This is a genomic window from Parasutterella sp. (genome assembly GCF_057870745.1).
In genome coordinates, this window is record NZ_DBMALT010000014.1 from 1 (window position 1) to 17678 (window position 17678).

A 17678-nucleotide genomic window follows, 5' to 3' on the forward strand; every position below is an offset into this window, starting at 1 on the left:
GAGCCCGAGACATTCTCGAGCTTCTTGGCATTAACAACAAATTCCCGCGAAACCTGAAAGGCTAAAAGTCAATACCGAACTATTTCGCGGGAGTTTGGGTTCGTTAATCAGGCAAGAATTTTGCCGACAACGTTAACAAGCAGCTGAGAGGCCTGCGGGAGAATGGCTTCATTAAAGTTCATGTTTCGGTCATGCAGTCCCGGTGCGGCGCCGCTTCCGATGCCGTAATACAGAACTCGGAGCTCCGGTTTGGCTTTCTTGTAGAAGTGGAAGTCTTCCCCGCCGCCTCCGCAGTTAGCACCCAAAGTTTCTTTTCCGAAAGTCCCTGCAACGGTTTCTTTGAATAGCTCACCGAGTGCTTCATCGTATTCAGGACCCGGGCAATACTCTGTGACTTCGCAGGAAGCCTTGGCCCCGAAGCTGCCTTCTAAGCCTGCGGCTGCGAGTTTCATTCTTCCGATGATCACTTCGAGTGCGGCATTGTCCTGAGCACGGAGGTCGTAGGCGATCTTCACAAAGCTCGGAATGGAATTGGTTGCACCGACTTCAGAATGAATCTGAGTCGGTTTGACGGACCAAGACTTGTTCGGATCGATTTTGATCAGCCCGACTGAAGCAATGTACTGAGAGGCGGCTTCGATCGGATTGATGCCGAGATGCGGTCTTGCGGCATGAGCCTGTTTGCCGTCAATGCGAACTTCAACGGTTGCACAGGCAACATGATTCACGGACGCACAGTATTTTCCGAACGGAAGGTCCTGAACGGGACGGATGTGAGAACCAACAACGATATCAACGCCGTCTAGGACGCCGTCTTTGATCATGGCGAGCGCGCCTTGGAGGCTTTCTTCAGCCGGCTGAAACGCCAGACGAATTTTTCCCTTTTTAAGGTTTTTGCGGATTTCTGGAGCTGCAGCAAGAAGAATTGCCGCATGAGCATCATGGCCGCAGGCGTGAATGGCCTCTATTCTTTCAGGATCGTTGGGATCTGCATAGGGCAAAGCATCGATGTCGGCGCGAAGCATGACCGTGGGACCAGCAACGCCGCTGTCAATATCAACAACTAGGCCATGACCGCCCACGCCTGAGCGGACGTTAAAACCCATTTCTTCGAGTTTGTTTTGGATGTATTGAGCAGTTTTGATTTCCTGGCCGGAAAGTTCTGCCAGTTTGTGCAGTTCAGTTCTGTACTGGATGGCTTCTTGGAATGACATATTTGGAACAACAAGTAGCGACCGGCCGGTCTCGTTTCGAGCCTAATCCTCCGATCGTTCGTCGTCTCAAGAAGAGACGCGCAGATTTTAGGATAGGACCTATCCTTTGACAATCCGGCTTGGTAGAAATCAGAGTCTTCCAAGAAGCGTTCGTGCGATTAGGCAGCAGAATCCTTTACTTCTGTCAGGTGCTGATGCTGAAATTTGTCGAAGAATTTCAGAGGGATGATAGTGAAGATGATCAAGCCTCCCGCGAGGAACCCAACGTATCCGAGGGATGCCGCAAGGCCTTCATTGATGATTTCTTCCGGCGGAATAAAACCGCAGAGCAGCGCAATTAAAGAGGTACAGAAGGCCACGCCCGACATTAAGATCATTCCTACCCTTCCGCCCGGAACTTTGTATTCTCCCGGGCTGTCGGGGTTTTCAATTTTGAGACGAATTGCCGCGGCAAACATCAGCAGGTACATGATCATGTAAAGCTGAGAGCACAAAGCAAGGAACAGCCAGAAGGCATCCGACACGCTGGGCATGATGAGCACACTCAGGCTCAGGAAAGACGCTAGGGAGGCCTGCAGAATAAAAATTCTTGTCTGCATGCCGTAACTGTTTCGGTATTGCCAATACTGCGGAAGATAGCCTTCTTTAGCAACTTCGAGCAAACCGCGGGAAGGACCGTTCATCCATGTCACGACAGATGCTAAAGCGCCGTAGGCTAAAAGACAGGCGAGAATCGGTGTGAGCCAGCCGACTCCGAGGGCATTCAGCATCAATTCAAAACTTTGGCAGACACCTGCGGACTTAGACAGATCGCCGATCGGAACAACAAGAGAAATCGAGAGCGCACCTAAGACGGAGAGGATCAAAATAATGGCCGTTGCCAGGTAAATGGATTTCGGGAAAGATGAGCGCGGATTCTTCATCGAGGTGACATGCACGGAGCTCATTTCCATACCGGCGAGCGACACCATCATGCCGGCAAGCAGCATCCATTGTCTTGCAGTGGACAGGTCAGGAATAAGCGCTTTCCCGCCGTCCAAATTGATTTGAACCAGTTTGCCGAGCCAAACATAGGTGAGCGCACAGACAATCAGAAAAAAGCCGGGAATAATGGTTCCGACAACCACACCGGAATTTGATAAGAAAACCGATAACCGCATGCCGCGGAAGTTTAGAAAGGTGGAGAGCCACAGCAAAAAGATGGCCGTAAAGAAGATGTACCACCGATTTGAGGCTAACTCGGGATTAAAAATGTATGCGATGCAGGTGGCGACAAAGGTGACCGCGGCCGGATACCACGGCATGTTTTGGAACCATTCCATAAAGATCGCGAGGAACCCGAGCTTGGGGCCGAACGCTTCTTTGACCCAAATAAAGACGCCGCCGCGCTGAGGATAAGTACTGGCAAGTTCTGCGGATACTAAAGCAGAGGGAATGAAGAAACAGGCAGCTGCGGCTGAGAGGAAGAAAATAATGTTCCAGCCGTATTCAGCCATACTCGGCAGATTTCTCAGCGAGAAAACAGAGCACACAGTGAGCATGGCCATGCCTTTAATGCTCATGGTGAATGCAGAATTCGGAGCTTCTTTATCTTCCATAACTATCCTTCCGGGAACTTTCGCAAATCGATCTGAAGGAGAACTGCGTGCTGCCGAAGAACTCGTCGGGCGATCGATGGGTTATAACCGCTCAATATATTGAGAATTGTGGAAGGATAACCGAGCTTTGACGCAAAATAGGGATGGGGTTGGCCCTGTCGGCTTATTCACTTACGTTCCGTTGCAACTTCGGAAGTTTTTGTTGGGTCTATCCAACAATGCGCTTTGGGCAGTCGCCAAAAGGTAGGTTTTCGATATCGGTGCCGAGTTCGTGTGCGAGCAGATATTTTTTGACATCAAAACCGCCGCCGTAACCGGTGAGTGACTTATCTTTGCCGATGACGCGGTGGCAGGGAACGATGATGGAGAAAGGATTATCTCCGACGGCAACACCGACTGCTCGAGCGGCTTTTGGAGTTCCGGCTTTTTGAGCGAGCTCCCCGTAAGTGATCGTCTCGCCGTATGGAATTTCCAGCAAGAGCTGCCAAACGCGTTTTTGGAAATCCGTGCCGAGGAAAAGGAGATCAAAGTCCGGAGCTTCTTTGCTGCCTTCGAAATACGCATCGAGCCAATCGGAAGCTGCTTCGATAACTTTCGATGTGCTTTTGACCACAGATGCCTTGGTGTACTTTTGCAGGCGGTTCATGATGGTGGAGTGGTGCCAGCCGTCAATCCAATCTGCAACGACCAAACGGTTATTCCATGAACCGAGTGTCAGCGCCCCTCCACAAGGAAGCCTCTTTTCTGAGATGTAGATCGGTTCGATCGCCTCGGAAGTCGTAATTTGTGGTCTTTTTCTCATTTTTTCTATTGGGAGGATGGTGACTTTGTTCTTGGGAAGATTTTATGAACAAACGGACTGCGAAGAGGCAGTCCGTTAGCGCGTTAGAAAGAGATTACTCAGGTCAAAGAATAATGCGGTGAGGGATGATTTCTTTCATCAAAAGCGTGGTCTCGACCTTCTTAATATTAGGCAGCAAAGAGAGCTGCGTGTCGTAGGCTTCCTGATAGGCGGTCAAATCCGGAGTGGCGACCAGAAGGACGTAGTCCTGTTCGCCGAAGATCCGATGCGCTTCGATGATGCAGGGAATTTTTTCCAGGGCTTTTTCAAATTCTGTGATTTTTTCACCGGCAGCTTGCGACAAGGTGATGAATACCAGTGCCTGGAAACCCATGCCGACAAGCTTGGGATTGACAACGGCTTGATAGCTTTCAATGACGCCGGATTCCTCAAGATTCTTAACTCTTCGCTGGCAGGAAGATACGCTGAGATTGGTCTTTTTTGAAAGTTCGGAAAGTTGGATTTTTCCATTCTCTAAAAGAACGGAAAGAATCTCTTTGTCGTATTTATCCATGGACCGGTCTCACCATAAAAGAAGTTGACCAAATTCTAGCAATCTTATGCTGAAAGGAAGTAGTCAATGTGCACAAAATGCAACTTCCTCCTGACAAAACTGCTAATTAATGTTCGCTCTTAAGGCCTGCGCCGCAAAGAGAGAGGAGGGCGTCCTCGGTCGGACCGAATTTTTCGCAGTAGCGATAGTAGGCGGCAAGCGCGGCGGCTGTAGTGTGTTCAACATAGAAACCGCGTTTTGCCATTTCCTCGCGGCACGGAAGAATTCTGTCTTCCGGAGCGGTGATTACTTTGACGTTGTGGCGGCGGATCATGTCGAGTACTTCATCTGCGCGAGCCGGTTTGCCGATCGCAATGCCTTCTGCCAATGTTGGTTTCGGTGTGACTTCGACTAAAGAAGAAGACCCCTGTTCTTCGGTTTCATAGAACGGAGCGCAGTTTTCGCTTTGAACAGCGATGAGCTGCGGGAATTCGTCGATAACTCCGGAACGCATGAGATGCTCTAAAGCGAGGACGGCGCCAATGAAGAGCGTTCCGTTGCCGAGTTCAATGAAGATATGACGAGGGATTCTTTTGAGCTGCTCAAAGGTTTCATAAATATAGGCTTTTGTGCCTTCGTAGAAGTAAGGGTTGTAAACGTGGTTGGCGTAGTAAGCCCCTTCTTCTTTGACCTTAGAGCGGCAGACTTCGGCGCAATGGTCTCTAGTTCCGGGGACGACAACCGCTTTGGCTCCGAAGCCTTCAATCATGGCGATCTTATTCGGGCTGGTGCCTTCGGGAACGTAAATTTCGCAGGCGATACCGCTTCTGGCGCAGTAGGCGGCAACAGCCACGCCGGCGTTGCCGCTGGAGTCCTGAACGCATTTTTTAACGCCGATGGCTTTCATATGGCTTACCAAGGTAGCTGCTCCGCGGTCCTTAAAGGAGAGCGTCGGCATCATGAAATCCATCTTGAGGAAGACGCTTCCGTTATAGGAAACGATGGGCGTCATGCCTTCTCCCATGGAAACTCGGCGCCAAACATCACCGTCCAAATTCATAAAAGCGTGGTAACGGAATTGAGACCAAACCGATTTATCAATTAAGGATTCCTGCCAAAGAGGAAGGTGATCCTGAGGAAGGGAAAACAGGCCGCCGCATTCGCAGGCGTTGTGAAAGGTTGAAGTGGGTGTTTCTTTGCCGCAGCTCGTGCAGATGTAGCTCATTGGGACTCCGAAAATAATTAATTATGTAAAAAAGACCACAACCTTGAAAGTATACCGAGAATCAACGTTAAGGAAGGGTGTGCGCCTGATCAAGGAGGAAAAAGGACGCGATAGTTTGGATGGCAACTATGAGAAAAAGACCACAAAATTTTCTCTGCTTTTGCTGAAGGTGCCGGAGGTTGTGAGCCCCGTTGCTTTGCTCATTTTGCGTGCTTAGGGTTCAAAAAAATCTTCCGTAAACAAGAATAATTCTCATTTCAAACAAAAGCGAAGGTTACTTATCATGGGTGAAAACAACAAGGTATTGCTTGGTGTCCTCGGCGGCGTCTTACTCGGTGCTTTTGGTGCTGCTGTCGTCAAACGCGGAAATCTTCGTCCTCATGCCGCCAAAGTCCTTTCGTACGGATACGACATTAAGGATGCAATCATTGAGCAGGCTAAAACGCTCAAAGAAACATGTGAAGATTTAGCTGCCGAAGCCAAAGAAAAATACGAAGATCGTAAAGCCGAAGAACAGAAACCGGCAGTGACGCCCGCTCCGACTGTTGTCCCTGAAGATTCGAAAAAAGAATAAGTCGGACTTTCTGATATTAGTTTCAGAAATTTAGCTGTCGAGGTAGGTATGGATTTTCGAGTGGTAGCGAAAACGCGCCATCGTGCGCGTTTTCGCTCTGATTTCAAAGTCAGCTTCATTGAAAGCAGCGAAAAAGCAAAGGCGAGTATCGAGGGTCAGGCCGTTCGTCTTGCCGACCGAATCGTCCCGTACAGCTTTTTATTAGCAGGTGTTGTGGGCTTGGCTACCCGGAACTTGGCAAAAGTAGCCGCTGTTTTAATGGTTGACTATTCCTGCGCTTTAAAGCTTGCGACACCGATCGCATTTTTAAGTGCGATGAAGGAAGCTGTTAACCACAAGATCCTTATTAAAGGCGGTAAATATTTGGAGGCGTTAGCCAAAGTTGATACTGTTGTTTTTGATAAGACCGGCACGTTAACTGTTTCCTCGCCAAAGGTTGCAGAAGTCCTTTCGTTGGATCCTGATTGGACGGAAGACGAGGTTCTGAAGATTTCTGCTTGTTTGGAAGAACATTTCCCGCATCCAGTTGCCCGCGCTGTGGTCAAAGCCGCAGAGCAAAAGAATTTGGCGCATGAAGAAGAGCATGCAGAGGTTGAATATATTGTCGGCCACGGTATTGCCTCGAAATTACGCGGTCAGCATTTGGTGATCGGTTCCCGTCATTTCGTAGAAGATGACGGCGTGTCATGTGCTTTTGCGCAAAACCAAATTGAAGCCATTGCGTCCAAAGGTCATTCTGTTCTCTATCTGGCGGTGGGCCAGAAGCTCATAGGCTTGATCGGCATTGAAGATCCTTTGAGAGACGAATCGAAGTATGTCATAGCTCGCCTTCGCCAAATGGGCATTCCGCACATTGTGATGATCACCGGTGACGGAGAAAAAACCGCGGCCAATGTGGCGGCCCGTCTCGGAATTACCGAGTTCTACTCTCAAGTGCTTCCTGACGGAAAGTCCGCCATTGTGTCGCATTTAGAAAAAGAGGGCAGGCGCGTTTTGATGATCGGTGACGGCATCAACGACACGCCTGCGCTGTCTGCTGCTTCGGTCGGCGTCTCGTTGTCCGACGGCGCCGATCTTGCAAAGGAAGTCGCCTCCGTTGTTCTATTAGGTTCTGATTTAACGCATTTGCCGCTGGCGCTGGAGCTCGGAAGAAGAACCTACGCAAGAATTAAAACGAATTTCAGAACTACGATCGGACTGAATACAGCGTATTTAGTCGGAGGGCTGGCCGGATTGATTATGCCGGCGACCGGAGCCGTTCTGCATAATGCGACAACGCTCGGCGTGGCCTGGAACGCTCAGCGCGCCAAGCTTCCAGGCGACACATCCGACTATGCACCTTTCCTCCTGGAGTTTGCGCAATGACTTTCTTAGATCAATACATCGTTAGCCGCACAAAAAGTCGGATGCGGTTGCGGATTCCTCAGCTAAAAAGCAATGAGACTGCGGTAAAAATTTTCGACGAAGTTAGAAATGTCGCAGGAATCGAAACGGCAGATATCAACGAAACAACGGGTTCTTTGCTCATTCGATTTGTGCCGGAGCTTTTTGACGAGCAGCAGCTTGAAAAGATCTTGCAGCACAACCTGGAAGGGCTCCCCGTCAGCAGTCGGTGCGCTCCCGAGAAAATTCTGAGAAGCAAGGAGCTTCGCAGGGTGGAGAACGGCAGCATGATGCTCTTTGGCGGAGCCACCCTTGCATCAATCTTGCTGAAAAACTGGAAACTCCATACATATGCGGGAATTGCGTACACCGTGTTCACGCTTTTGCATATGCATCGGTACCGAAAGACTTTGACGAGATAACGCAGGGCCTCCAAGATTCGGAGGCTTTTTTCTTATCTCTTCTATAGTCGTTACATAAACTTCCTCACGTATTAAAGGGATGGGGCAAAAAATGTTGCGTCCACAACACGGCAGTGAGGTCTTAGGGGCTATTTTTTTCTAAGATGTTTTCCTTATTGCATACGGCGATTTTTAGTCCCGTATCGCCTTTATGAAGCCCCCTTTGTTGCACATTTATACATCCATAAGGGTTGGTATTTACTTGTCTTGCCTGACAACTTCTTCTGGTTATTAGCGAACAGATCTCAAGGACGCCAGGACATTTTGAAAATTTTGCATCACAGCTGCCGGATTCCCCGAATTGAATAAAACAGCAAAGACTACCCCTAAAGGATTAGTCCGTTCAGTCTAAAAACAGGGGTTACCCTTAGTATGAATATCTTATTTGTGCCTTTCTAACCTTAAATTAACCTGAAGGTGGGGAAAGGTATTGCCTTTGCATTCCTTGTTCCCATTTCACACCTACCGAGGCCTAGATATTCGGAGCAATTTAATTATTCGAAAAACCTCTGCCTCACCTGGAGAAGATATGTTACGAGAGACACGAAAAACAGCGATAGGCTTAGGCCTTGCAGCTGCTATGGCGACATCATGTGTCTATGCAGCGGACGGTCAGCCCCTTCCGACACCTAAGGTTAATGAGATTACCCAGAAAGTATGGGCCAATCCTGACCTGACGGAACCGACCAAGGGCATCCGCACCCTGCAGGACTACATCGTCCAAGAAAAAGAACTTTGGGACTTTTTATTCCAGAATCATCCCATCTTTGCTACTTACGGAAAAGACGGACGAGTGATCGGTACACCGGTTATCTCTACCCGCGGCTCTGAATACCTTGGTGAAGGCAATGCTCAGAAGTACTCCGCTCATCAGGACGGCAACCGTCCGATGGCCTCTCAATACCGTTTGGGCCAGCGCTCCATTCTTGACTTCCCCAACAAGTTTGTGGGACCGGAAAAATGCGGCGAATGCCACGCGATTCAGTACGAACAGTGGAAGCGTTCCCGTCATGCTAAGACGGTTCGTTTCCCTGGCGAACATCCTGAAGTCGATAACGACCTGAAGAAGAAACTGTACGGTTCTGAGGCCTCTATTCTTCCTGACGGTATTACGGCTGATGTGATTTACGCCACCATCGGTACACCGCGTACCAAATACGGCTACATCGACGGATGGCTCGTTCGCGGTTCCTACCACGTTCGTGACGGCTTGCTCAAAGACGGCACCGGTAAGGTTGTTGCCGGCGGCAACCAGTTCTCCCGCGGCTGGGCAGAATGGCTGACACCTGAAAAAGCGAAAGAAATTCAGAAATTAATCCCTGACTTCCCGACAGAACTCAGCCAGTTCGGACCTTCCGCCTCCCACCAGTGGGGTATGACATCCTACGGTTCTACTTATGAAGGCAAACTTCTGTTCCAGGCTGCTTCCTCTTACTGCGAAGTCTGTCACGCCTTCAAGTTTGACTTTAAGGATAAGAAGGAATTCTTCGCTGCTCTGGGCAACCCGAAAGAACTCCAGAAACACACAATCTCCCGCGGTATCGCTTGTGAAGAATGCCATGGTGAAGGCGGACACTTGGTTGGCAACACCAACAACATGAGCACAAACTGCGACCGCTGCCATCAGCGCTTGAACTTTATCGAAGACGAAGTTGATCGTCCCGATGCTAAGGGTAAGCTTGAAAAGGCATTCAACGCTAAGACGAAGTCTTCTTGCCCGTCCTGCGGTACAGAAGGCGCTCAGCTCTTCATGTCGAAGCACTATGAAAAGGGTATGCGCTGCGTTACCTGCCACGACCCGCATGAAGTTACCAGCAACGACTGGACTTCCGGAGTAACACGTCCCGCAATTCGTAAGAACTGCCAAGACTGCCATACGACACAGGCTCAGATGGTTGCGAATGCCGACACCCACAGCAAGGTCGACTGCATCGCCTGCCATATGCCGTTCACGATGAGCTGCGAAAACTTCACAGCTATTCAGCGTCCTGACATGGCCGGTTTTGACGCCGTCCGTCGTTCTCACCTCTTCAAGATCATGGTCGATCCTGACAAGAAGATGATGAACCCGGGTCCGGGCCAGTCTCGTGCTTCCAACTCTAAGGGCTGGAGAATCTCCAGAGACGAAGAAGGTCACGGTTACGTTGACTTAATGTGGAGCTGCGCACGTACATCCATCGCCGACTTTACGGTTGTCGAAGGCAAAGGCTGCCACAGCCCGTTCCAGTCTGAACTCGATCAGGGCCTGATCTATCAGGACCAGAAAGAGATCTATGGCGAAGTCATGAAGTGGCAGAACCCGATTAAGGAAGGCCACCAGAAGAACGTCGAAGCTCTGACTCGTATCAACAAGCTGCTTGAAGTCACCAAACTCACGCCTGAACAGAGAACGGAAGCCATGCTTCTTATCGACAAGGCCGGCGAAATCATCAAACAGGTCCAGGATGACGGTTCTTGGGGTGTGCATGCCTTCAACTACACGAAACAGCGTGTTGAGACGGCACAAGCCTACCTGACCAAGGCTCAGTCCATTATCGATCAGGGCGGTTACAAGGCTGTAAAAGCAACGAAGTAACCACAAAGATTAGTGTCACGTAAACTTCGGGTCTTCGGACCCGAAGTGAAAGCAGAGAAGTAAGAATGAAAAGCAAAATACTCCAAGCCGCGATGATTTCGTTTCTGTGTCTTTACCCGCAAATCAACTTTGCGGGCGGAGGCGGAGAACCGGTCGAAGCGCCTGTCTATGACGAACTCCTAAACCAGATCTCTATGCGCGAAGCTGAGATGCTCTGGCAAGCCGGAATTCCTTTCTACGACGTGAATACGCTTGAAGTATGGACCCAGGGCTACATCCCGGGCGCTAAGTTCTTCAACGTCCGCAACTGGAAAAAACTTCTTCCCGAAAACAAAGACCAAACGATGGTGTTCTACTGCGTGAATAAACTTTGCACGGCTAGCGAAATGGCTGCCCGCGAAGTCATGAAGCTCGGTTACACCGACGTGCGTCAGATGCCGGACGGCATTGAGGGCTGGAAGCTTTCCGGACGCAAGGTTGAAAGACCTTAAAGAAATTTCATTCCGTTTGAATCAAATCAACCTCATTTAAAAGTATCACTATGTCGATTCTCAAAAAAACTATGTTGTCAGTCGCGTTGACCTTCGTTTTCGTCGGTTCCGCCCTTGCACAGGACATGACACCGGAGGCCAAAGAGTCTTACAGCTTAGGAGCTTCGCTTGGAAATTACCTTTCCTCTCAGGTCTTCAAACAGTCTGAGCTTGGCGCACCCGTTAACATGGACCTGGTTGTGGAGGGCTTAATGGATGCTCTGAAGAATAAGAGCAAGTTAAGCGAGGAAGAAATCGTGACTTCGCTCAACACCAGAGCTGAAAAGCTGAACCAGCTCCATGAGGCAAAGGTCAAGGAAGTCAAGGAAAAGAATCGAGGCGAAAGTCTTGCCTACCTTGAGAAAAACAAAAAGAAGAAGGGCGTTAAGGTCCTGGCTTCCGGAGTTCAGTATGAAGAGCTGAAAGCCGGTACCGGCCCCTCCCCGAAAGAAGAAGACGTAGTGACGATGGTTTACGTCGGAAAACTGGTTAACGGCACGCCTTTTACGAATGCAGAAGGAACACCTGCTGAAGAAAAAGACGTCGTCATGACCCTGATTCCCGGCTTTAAGGAAGGTTTGTCTCAGATGAAAGAGGGCGGCAAGGCCGTTTTCGTTATCCCGGCCGATAAGGGTTACGGTGAAAACGGAGCCGGTCCGGTTCCGCCCGAATCTGCTCTCATTTTTGAAGTGACGCTCAAAAAAGTTGAAAAACCGGGTGCTAACAAAGAATCTAACCAGGCAATGCCGGCAGGACATCCTCCGATGAACGGAAGTCGTCCTAAAATGGCGTGGCCTCACAGTTAATTCTTAAGCAAAGGGAGTTTTAATGATGATCGGATTGGCTGCATCCATCGCTATCGTGGTTTTCTTAGTGTGTATCGTTTTTATCGTTTACGCATTGAGAAGCCGTGCAGCACGCAGCCACACCTCGATCCTTTCACTGATTATTCTTCTTCTCATCGGTTCGTCGTTGGGTGTGTACGCTTCTGTGGGCCGCTTTTCCGATTGGGAAAAGGCTCAGGTGGACAACACCAAAGATCATCGTCTCGCAGCCAAGATCACTCAGGCCCGCAGAGATGCGATGAATAAACCTCGCAGTGTGGAAGCCCACAGAGATCTTGCCGGACTTTACATGCAGGGCGGGCTCTTTGACGAGAGCGCAAAAACATTGGATGAAGCTTTAACAATTACCGGACCGAATGCCGGATTGTATGGAGACAAAGCCAGAGCGCTCTACTACCGAGATCATCGTCAGATGACATCGGAAGTGAAGCTCACGCTTGAAAAAGCGTTAAGTCTGAATCCGGCGGAAGCCTCTTCAAGAATGCTGCTTGCGGAACACGCCTTTAGGAATAAAGACTACGCAGCGGCGATCAGTGAATGGGAAACAATCATTAAAGCGCACAGTGCTCCGGAGCGCGAAACGGCAATCCAGCGTGCGATTGCTAACGCTCGGGAGAAGTTAGCCCAGTCAAAATAAATTAGCGACAGACGAATTAGTCTGTTTTGGAGAATCACCGTGAGTGCAAACATCGACAGAAGAACATTTCTAGCCGGTACAACCGCGGGTTCCTTAGTTTTGTTATCGCTCGGAGGCTGCAATAAGCCCGACGAGAACAAAGGCGCAATAAAAACGAGCGCAGGATCTGATTCTGGCCAAGCTAAGCCGCATTACGCGATGGTCTTTGACCAAAACAAGTGTATCGGCTGCGGCTTGTGCAAAGAAGCCTGCAACGAAACCAACAAATTGCCCAAGGGAGTTTCGCGCTTAGTGCTCGAACGTCAGACGACTCATGTTCCGGGAACTGCGTGTCCGATTTGCGGAAAACTCGAAGGCTGCGACTGCGAGCGCGTATACGTTCGTGTCTCTTGTCAGCAGTGCCAGGACGCCCCGTGCGTTCGTGTCTGCCCGACAGGTGCAGCACATCGAGACCCGAAGACCGGTATCGTGACGATGGATCCGGACCGCTGCGTCGGCTGCAAGTACTGCATTGCCGCTTGTCCTTACAACGTTCGATACATCAACTCGGAAACAAAAGTGGCGGACAACTGCGACTTTTGCCTGAAGACCAAATTAGCAAACGGAGAAGAACCCGCCTGCGTACAAGCCTGCCGGCACGGCGCCTTGTATTTCGGCGACGTCAATGATCCGCAAAGCATCATCAGCCGTCTGCTTCGTGTCAAAGACACGGTTCGTATCCGTCCGCATTTGGGTACGGAGCCTAGCCTCAGATACGTCACCGTTCAGAAAGAAGGAGTCTGATCATGTTGGACTTTACTATTGGTCTTACCGAGGGTGTTGCCTGGCCTTGGCCGATTGCCGTGTATCTGTTCTTAGCCGGTATTTCCGGGGGTGCGGTTGCCGTTGCGATCTGTGTGAACCTTTTCAGAGGCGTTCACCTCAACACACCCATCATGAAGGCGGCGAGTTTGATCGGTTTTATTACGATCGTTCTCGGCATGATCTGCTTGGTGCTGGACCTGACCAATCCGCTCTTCTTCTGGCGAATTCTGGTTTATTACAACCCGACTTCCGTCATGAGCATCGGCGTGATGGCGCTTCTGTTCTATATCCCGCTCGTTTTTGTGCTGATGTGCGTTGCGCTTCAGCAGGAAATTACGTCCGTTAGCTGGCTCAAGTGGCTTGACCCGATCATCAGCTTCTTTGCCAAATTCAGAGTGGCTTTGGACTGGATCGTTCTTATCCTTGCGATTGCGATCTGTGCCTACACCGGCTTCCTGATTTCGGCTCTGATTCGCTTCCCGCTGATCAACACCGCTGTCCTTCCGGCCTTGTTCGTCGCCTCTGGTTTCTCTGCCGGCTGTGCAGCGACAAAAGTTTTGGCCGCTTGGCTCTTCGGTGCCGATCGTCACGGCTCCGATCTGCATGTTCTTCATGCGGCTGAATGGCCGATCATGGCGGTTGAAGCTCTCTGCCTGCTGATGATCATCATCGCTTTGGTCAGCGGAAACGCCGCTGCTCAGGCTGCCTTTGCTGCCTTTACAAGCGGAATGTGGGCTCAGGTTTTCTGGGTCGGTGCAGTCGGTATCGGTTTCCTGATTCCGCTGGCGCTGAGCTTCTTCGGAAGCAAGGCATTCCGTACCGGAGCAACTGCTTTTTATACCTCCGGACTGGCTGCTATTTGCGGAATGATGTGCCTGCGTTTATTCATTATTTACGCCGGCCAGATCAACTCCATCTAAATAGAAACAGTGCTCCGAGAGTTTGCTTTCGGGGCACTTTTCTTATCTCCTTAGACCGGTAGAAAACCGGCCACTTTAATCTTTAGGAATCCTCCGCTATGGAAAAGTTAATTCAAGTCTTCTGTACAGTCGCAGCTGCCGCTCTCCTTGCCGGATGCAGTGGAAAAAGTGAAGATAAAATCCCGGGCCCGGTAGCTTTTGATAAACACGATCGCTGCCATATTTGCGGCATGGTTATTTTGAACTATCCCGGAGCAAAAGCTCAGGTTTTTGTAAAGGGAGAAAAAGAGCCCCTGAAGTTTTGTTCCGTCAAAGACGGATTTGTCTATGTTCTGCAGCCTGAGAATGCAAAACGAACCGTGGCTTTCTGGGTTTCCGACTTCGGCAATAAGAAAGATATCCCGCTGCATGAAAAGATGCTCTCGGCACAAAAAGCTTTCTTTAACGCCGGATCTGACGTTCGCGGTGCGATGGGCAAATCGATTCTTCCTTTCGCGACCAAGGGAGACGTCGAAGCCTTTACAAAAGAGCACGGCGGAACAATTGTGAACTATTCCGAAGTGAACCTTGGGCTTTTGAAATCGCTTAAAGGCCACTGAGCATGAGAAAAGTGCCTCTTCTGTTTCTTTTATTTTTTCCGCTCTTTTGCAGTGCGGCCCAATGGGATGTGAGTACGTCTCAGGAACTCTGCGATGCGCTTTCAAAAGCGGGGGCAGGAGACGAAATTGTGATGTCTCCGGGAACCTATGAAGGCACTTTTTCAATTCCTACCAGTCTTTCTCTTCGAGGAAGCAAAGATTCGATCATCGACGCCGCCGGAAAAGGATCCTGCCTAGAGATCAAGGCTTCCGGAATAAAGGTTTCAGGCTTAACGCTTAAAAATTACGGTGCAGATCTTTATGAACGAAACAGCGGCGTTTTAATCAACGAAGGCATTGAAGATATCCTTTTAAAGGATCTCAAAATCGAAGGTGCCGGATTCGGAATTCGAGCCGACAAATCCGAAAAAATTCATATTGAGGGCTGCGAAATTCGCGGCAATAAAAGAAAACACGTTTTAGACCGAGGGGATGGTGTCTATTTCAATTATGTGAAGAACGCTGTACTGCAAAACAACAAAGTTCGGTACACCAGAGACGGGTTTTATTTCGAAAATACCGATCGAACACAAAGCAGCGGAAATTACTTTGCGGCTCTCCAATACGGTATCCATTACATGTACACACGAGGCGATTCCGCCTGGAACAACGAAGCAGAAGCCTGTATCGGCGGCTATGCGCTGATGAGTTCTGAAAAAATCCGCCTGTTCGACAACCTCTCCAAGCGTACGGTCGAATTTGGCGTCCTGCTTAACGAAACAGATGCCTCTGAAGTATCAAACAATCGCGTTGAGCGTGTTAAAAATCCGCGAGGCAAACCTTCCTTAGACACTGAAGGGAAAGGCATATTTATATACGGCGGCGGTATCAATACTGTTGAAGGCAACAGCTTTGAAGGGTGCGACATCGGTGCAGGCGTGGCCATGGGTGGAGAAGGAACCGTTCTCCATAACAATCGTTTTGTCGGCAATCGTTTGCAGGTCAGATATATCGGTTCTTCTTTTGTGGAGTGGAGCAGGGAAGGAGTCGGAAATTATTGGAGCAACTACCAGGGCTGGGATTTGAATCAAGACGGCGTGGGAGATGTTCCGTATCAGCCGAATGACTCCTTGGACAGATTATTTTGGCTTTATCCGCAAAGCCGTTTCCTAATGGATAGTCCCCTTGTCGTTTTTCTGAGGTTTATTACCGCCCAGTTTCAGTTGGATAAGGGCAAGGGCATTGTCGATTCAACCCCAATCATGCACGATCCTATTTCGACGAAGAAAGGAACCATATGAATGCAGTCGAATGCCTGAATGTCTCGTTTAACCGAGGATCACGGATGGTCCTCGATGGCATTTCTTTATCTGTTGCACAAGGAGAATTCGTCGCATTGATCGGACACAACGGCGCGGGAAAATCTACGCTGATTAAGATGTGTCTCGGCCTTATTACGCCGAAAAAGGGGAAAGTTAAGGTATTGGACGGAAAGCCCGGTACTTCTCCTGTCTCAGTCGGTTACCTGCCGGAGAACGTGAGTTTCTACGACGGAATGACGATCCGAGAAAATCTCAACTATTTTGCGGATCTTAAAAATATCTCGCGCCAAAGAGCCGATGAACTAATTGAATCACTGGGACTTTCAGCTGTAGCTGCACAAAAAGTCGGCCAGTGCTCTAAGGGGCAGAGACAGCGTTTAGGGCTGGCTCAGGCACTTTTAGCTAAGCCTAAACTGCTTTTCTTGGATGAACCGACGGTTGGATTGGATCCTACCGCGTCGGATTTTATGTATCAGGAGCTCTTAAAACTCAAAGAACGCGGCTGTACCGTGATTGTGTGCACCCATGAGCTTATGTTGGTTGAAGGATTTGCGGATCGAATTGTGATGCTCGTGGGAGGACATAAGGCGGCGGACGGAACGATTCGAAATTTGAGTGAAAAGATGGGACTCTCTTTTGAGTTGGTTTCTTCAGAGGCCTTGAATGCAGCTCGTCAGGATGAATTTCTTCGTTCTTCTGTCGTTGACGGGCGCCTTGTCTGTACGGGAACGGATCTCAGCCAAAAACTCACTTATTTGGAAAAGAAATACGGCATCACCGGGGTCGGCGTAAAGAATCCGTCTTTGATGGACATTTATAAAGCAGCGTTGAAGGAGCACCAAAAGTGAGAAGTTTTTTATCTTCTGTTCGGGTCGTTGCTGCAAAGGAATTCAGAGACTGCTGGAGAAATTTATGGCTGATCGTAGGATCCGCACTTTTTGCTTTTCTCTCTCTGGCAGTAGTCTTCGGAACGGCGGCAATCGGCGGCGATTTTTCTTTTCGCCCGTTGGAAGCTGTGATGACTTCGGTAGTCACACTCGGCGTGTTTTTGATTCCGCTAATTGCGGTTCTGATTTCTTATGACGCTTTTGTCGGAGAGCGGGAGCACGGAACGTTAATTCTTCTTTTAACTTATCCGCTCTCCCGAACGGCGCTTTTAACCGGCAAACTTCTCGGACAAGGCGTTGCACTCGGCGTTTGCCTGCTTCTTGGTTTTTCCGTATTGCCGCTCCTTACGGCATTAAATGTTCTACCCTACGACCTCACAAGACTTAGTCTTTTGACTGCGGCTCTGATTTTTTCAGGCTGGCTCTTAGGCTTGGTTTTTATCTTAATTTCTTTAACGGTCAGCTTGTTGGCGAAGAACAAGGCGCGGACTTTAGGCGTTCTGCTCTCTATTTGGCTGCTTTCAGTTATTTTTTACGATTTAGGGCTTTTGATCATCACGATTGCCTTTGAGCATCAGATCACAAACGAATTCCTGAACATCTGTTTGGCGGCTAATCCGGCGAGTGCCTTCCGTCTTTTTAACCAGCAACTGCTTGAAAATTCGAATATTCCCCTCCAAACTTCGTGGCTTGGGTTATATTTGTGCCTATGGTCGTCGGTCTTGTTCATTCTGGACCGTTTTATTTTGAATAAAAGAACTTTCTAATCAAAGTTTTTTAACGAAGGACGC

Annotated in this window: 18 protein-coding genes; 13 read left to right on the forward strand and 5 right to left on the reverse strand. The window is 49.4% G+C overall.

Translation table 11 applies throughout. The features are described 5' to 3' along the window. Positions 1-107: 107 nt before the first annotated feature. From ACZND6_RS05270 to ACZND6_RS05290, 5 genes are all read right to left on the reverse strand, one after another. Positions 108-1214, reverse strand: a complete 1107-nt coding sequence (locus tag ACZND6_RS05270; RefSeq protein WP_155168397.1) for an amidohydrolase — start codon at positions 1212-1214, stop codon at positions 108-110. 158 nt (positions 1215-1372) lie between these two features. Then, positions 1373-2812 (reverse strand): APC family permease, encoded by a 1440-nt coding sequence (locus ACZND6_RS05275; protein WP_300874782.1) that lies wholly within the window; start codon positions 2810-2812, stop codon positions 1373-1375. Positions 2813-3020: 208 nt separating this feature from the next. Then, positions 3021-3614: a methylated-DNA--[protein]-cysteine S-methyltransferase gene (locus ACZND6_RS05280; protein ID WP_370748955.1), complete on the reverse strand. Its 594-nt coding sequence runs from the start codon at positions 3612-3614 to the stop codon at positions 3021-3023. Between the two features lie 103 nt (positions 3615-3717). After that, positions 3718-4167: an Lrp/AsnC family transcriptional regulator gene (locus ACZND6_RS05285; RefSeq protein WP_022100257.1), complete on the reverse strand. Its 450-nt coding sequence runs from the start codon at positions 4165-4167 to the stop codon at positions 3718-3720. A gap of 106 nt (positions 4168-4273) precedes the next feature. Continuing rightward, positions 4274-5371, reverse strand: a complete 1098-nt coding sequence (locus ACZND6_RS05290; RefSeq protein WP_369976143.1) for a threonine synthase — start codon at positions 5369-5371, stop codon at positions 4274-4276. A 283-nt stretch (positions 5372-5654) separates the two neighbouring features. Here ACZND6_RS05290 and ACZND6_RS05295 point away from each other — a divergent pair, with 283 nt between their 5' ends. From ACZND6_RS05295 to ACZND6_RS05355, 13 genes are all read left to right on the forward strand, one after another. Beyond that, positions 5655-5945: a hypothetical protein gene (locus ACZND6_RS05295; protein ID WP_155168389.1), complete on the forward strand. Its 291-nt coding sequence runs from the start codon at positions 5655-5657 to the stop codon at positions 5943-5945. A gap of 48 nt (positions 5946-5993) precedes the next feature. Next, positions 5994-7310, forward strand: a complete 1317-nt coding sequence (locus ACZND6_RS05300; RefSeq protein WP_293737824.1) for a heavy metal translocating P-type ATPase — start codon at positions 5994-5996, stop codon at positions 7308-7310. Next, positions 7307-7750: an HMA2 domain-containing protein gene (locus ACZND6_RS05305; RefSeq protein ID WP_155168387.1), complete on the forward strand. Its 444-nt coding sequence runs from the start codon at positions 7307-7309 to the stop codon at positions 7748-7750. Before ACZND6_RS05300 ends, ACZND6_RS05305 begins: the two co-directional genes overlap by 4 nt. Before the next feature lie 568 nt (positions 7751-8318). Further along, entirely contained in the window at positions 8319-10364 is a 2046-nt protein-coding gene (locus ACZND6_RS05310; RefSeq protein WP_008812360.1) for a multiheme c-type cytochrome, read from the forward strand. Positions 10365-10429: 65 nt separating this feature from the next. Further along, positions 10430-10855 (forward strand): rhodanese-like domain-containing protein, encoded by a 426-nt coding sequence (locus ACZND6_RS05315; protein ID WP_008812359.1) that lies wholly within the window; start codon positions 10430-10432, stop codon positions 10853-10855. 50 nt (positions 10856-10905) lie between these two features. Beyond that, positions 10906-11700, forward strand: a complete 795-nt coding sequence (locus ACZND6_RS05320; RefSeq protein WP_022100796.1) for an FKBP-type peptidyl-prolyl cis-trans isomerase — start codon at positions 10906-10908, stop codon at positions 11698-11700. A gap of 22 nt (positions 11701-11722) precedes the next feature. Then, on the forward strand, positions 11723-12376 hold the full coding sequence (locus ACZND6_RS05325; protein WP_293737825.1) for a tetratricopeptide repeat protein: 654 nt from the start codon (positions 11723-11725) through the stop codon (positions 12374-12376). A 39-nt stretch (positions 12377-12415) separates the two neighbouring features. Next, entirely contained in the window at positions 12416-13159 is a 744-nt protein-coding gene (locus ACZND6_RS05330; RefSeq protein ID WP_008812356.1) for a 4Fe-4S dicluster domain-containing protein, read from the forward strand. 2 nt (positions 13160-13161) lie between these two features. Continuing rightward, positions 13162-14100: an NrfD/PsrC family molybdoenzyme membrane anchor subunit gene (gene nrfD, locus ACZND6_RS05335; protein WP_293737826.1), complete on the forward strand. Its 939-nt coding sequence runs from the start codon at positions 13162-13164 to the stop codon at positions 14098-14100. Positions 14101-14198: 98 nt separating this feature from the next. After that, positions 14199-14699, forward strand: coding sequence for a nitrous oxide reductase accessory protein NosL (locus tag ACZND6_RS05340; protein WP_008812354.1), 501 nt, complete (start codon positions 14199-14201; stop codon positions 14697-14699). A gap of 2 nt (positions 14700-14701) precedes the next feature. Further along, entirely contained in the window at positions 14702-15979 is a 1278-nt protein-coding gene (gene nosD / locus ACZND6_RS05345) for a nitrous oxide reductase family maturation protein NosD (protein ID WP_300874816.1), read from the forward strand. Further along, positions 15976-16848, forward strand: coding sequence for an ABC transporter ATP-binding protein (locus ACZND6_RS05350; RefSeq protein WP_302817672.1), 873 nt, complete (start codon positions 15976-15978; stop codon positions 16846-16848). The genes nosD and ACZND6_RS05350 overlap by 4 nt, the downstream gene beginning before the upstream one ends. After that, positions 16845-17654, forward strand: coding sequence for an ABC transporter permease (locus ACZND6_RS05355; protein WP_293737829.1), 810 nt, complete (start codon positions 16845-16847; stop codon positions 17652-17654). The genes ACZND6_RS05350 and ACZND6_RS05355 overlap by 4 nt, the downstream gene beginning before the upstream one ends. Positions 17655-17678 lie beyond the last annotated feature (24 nt).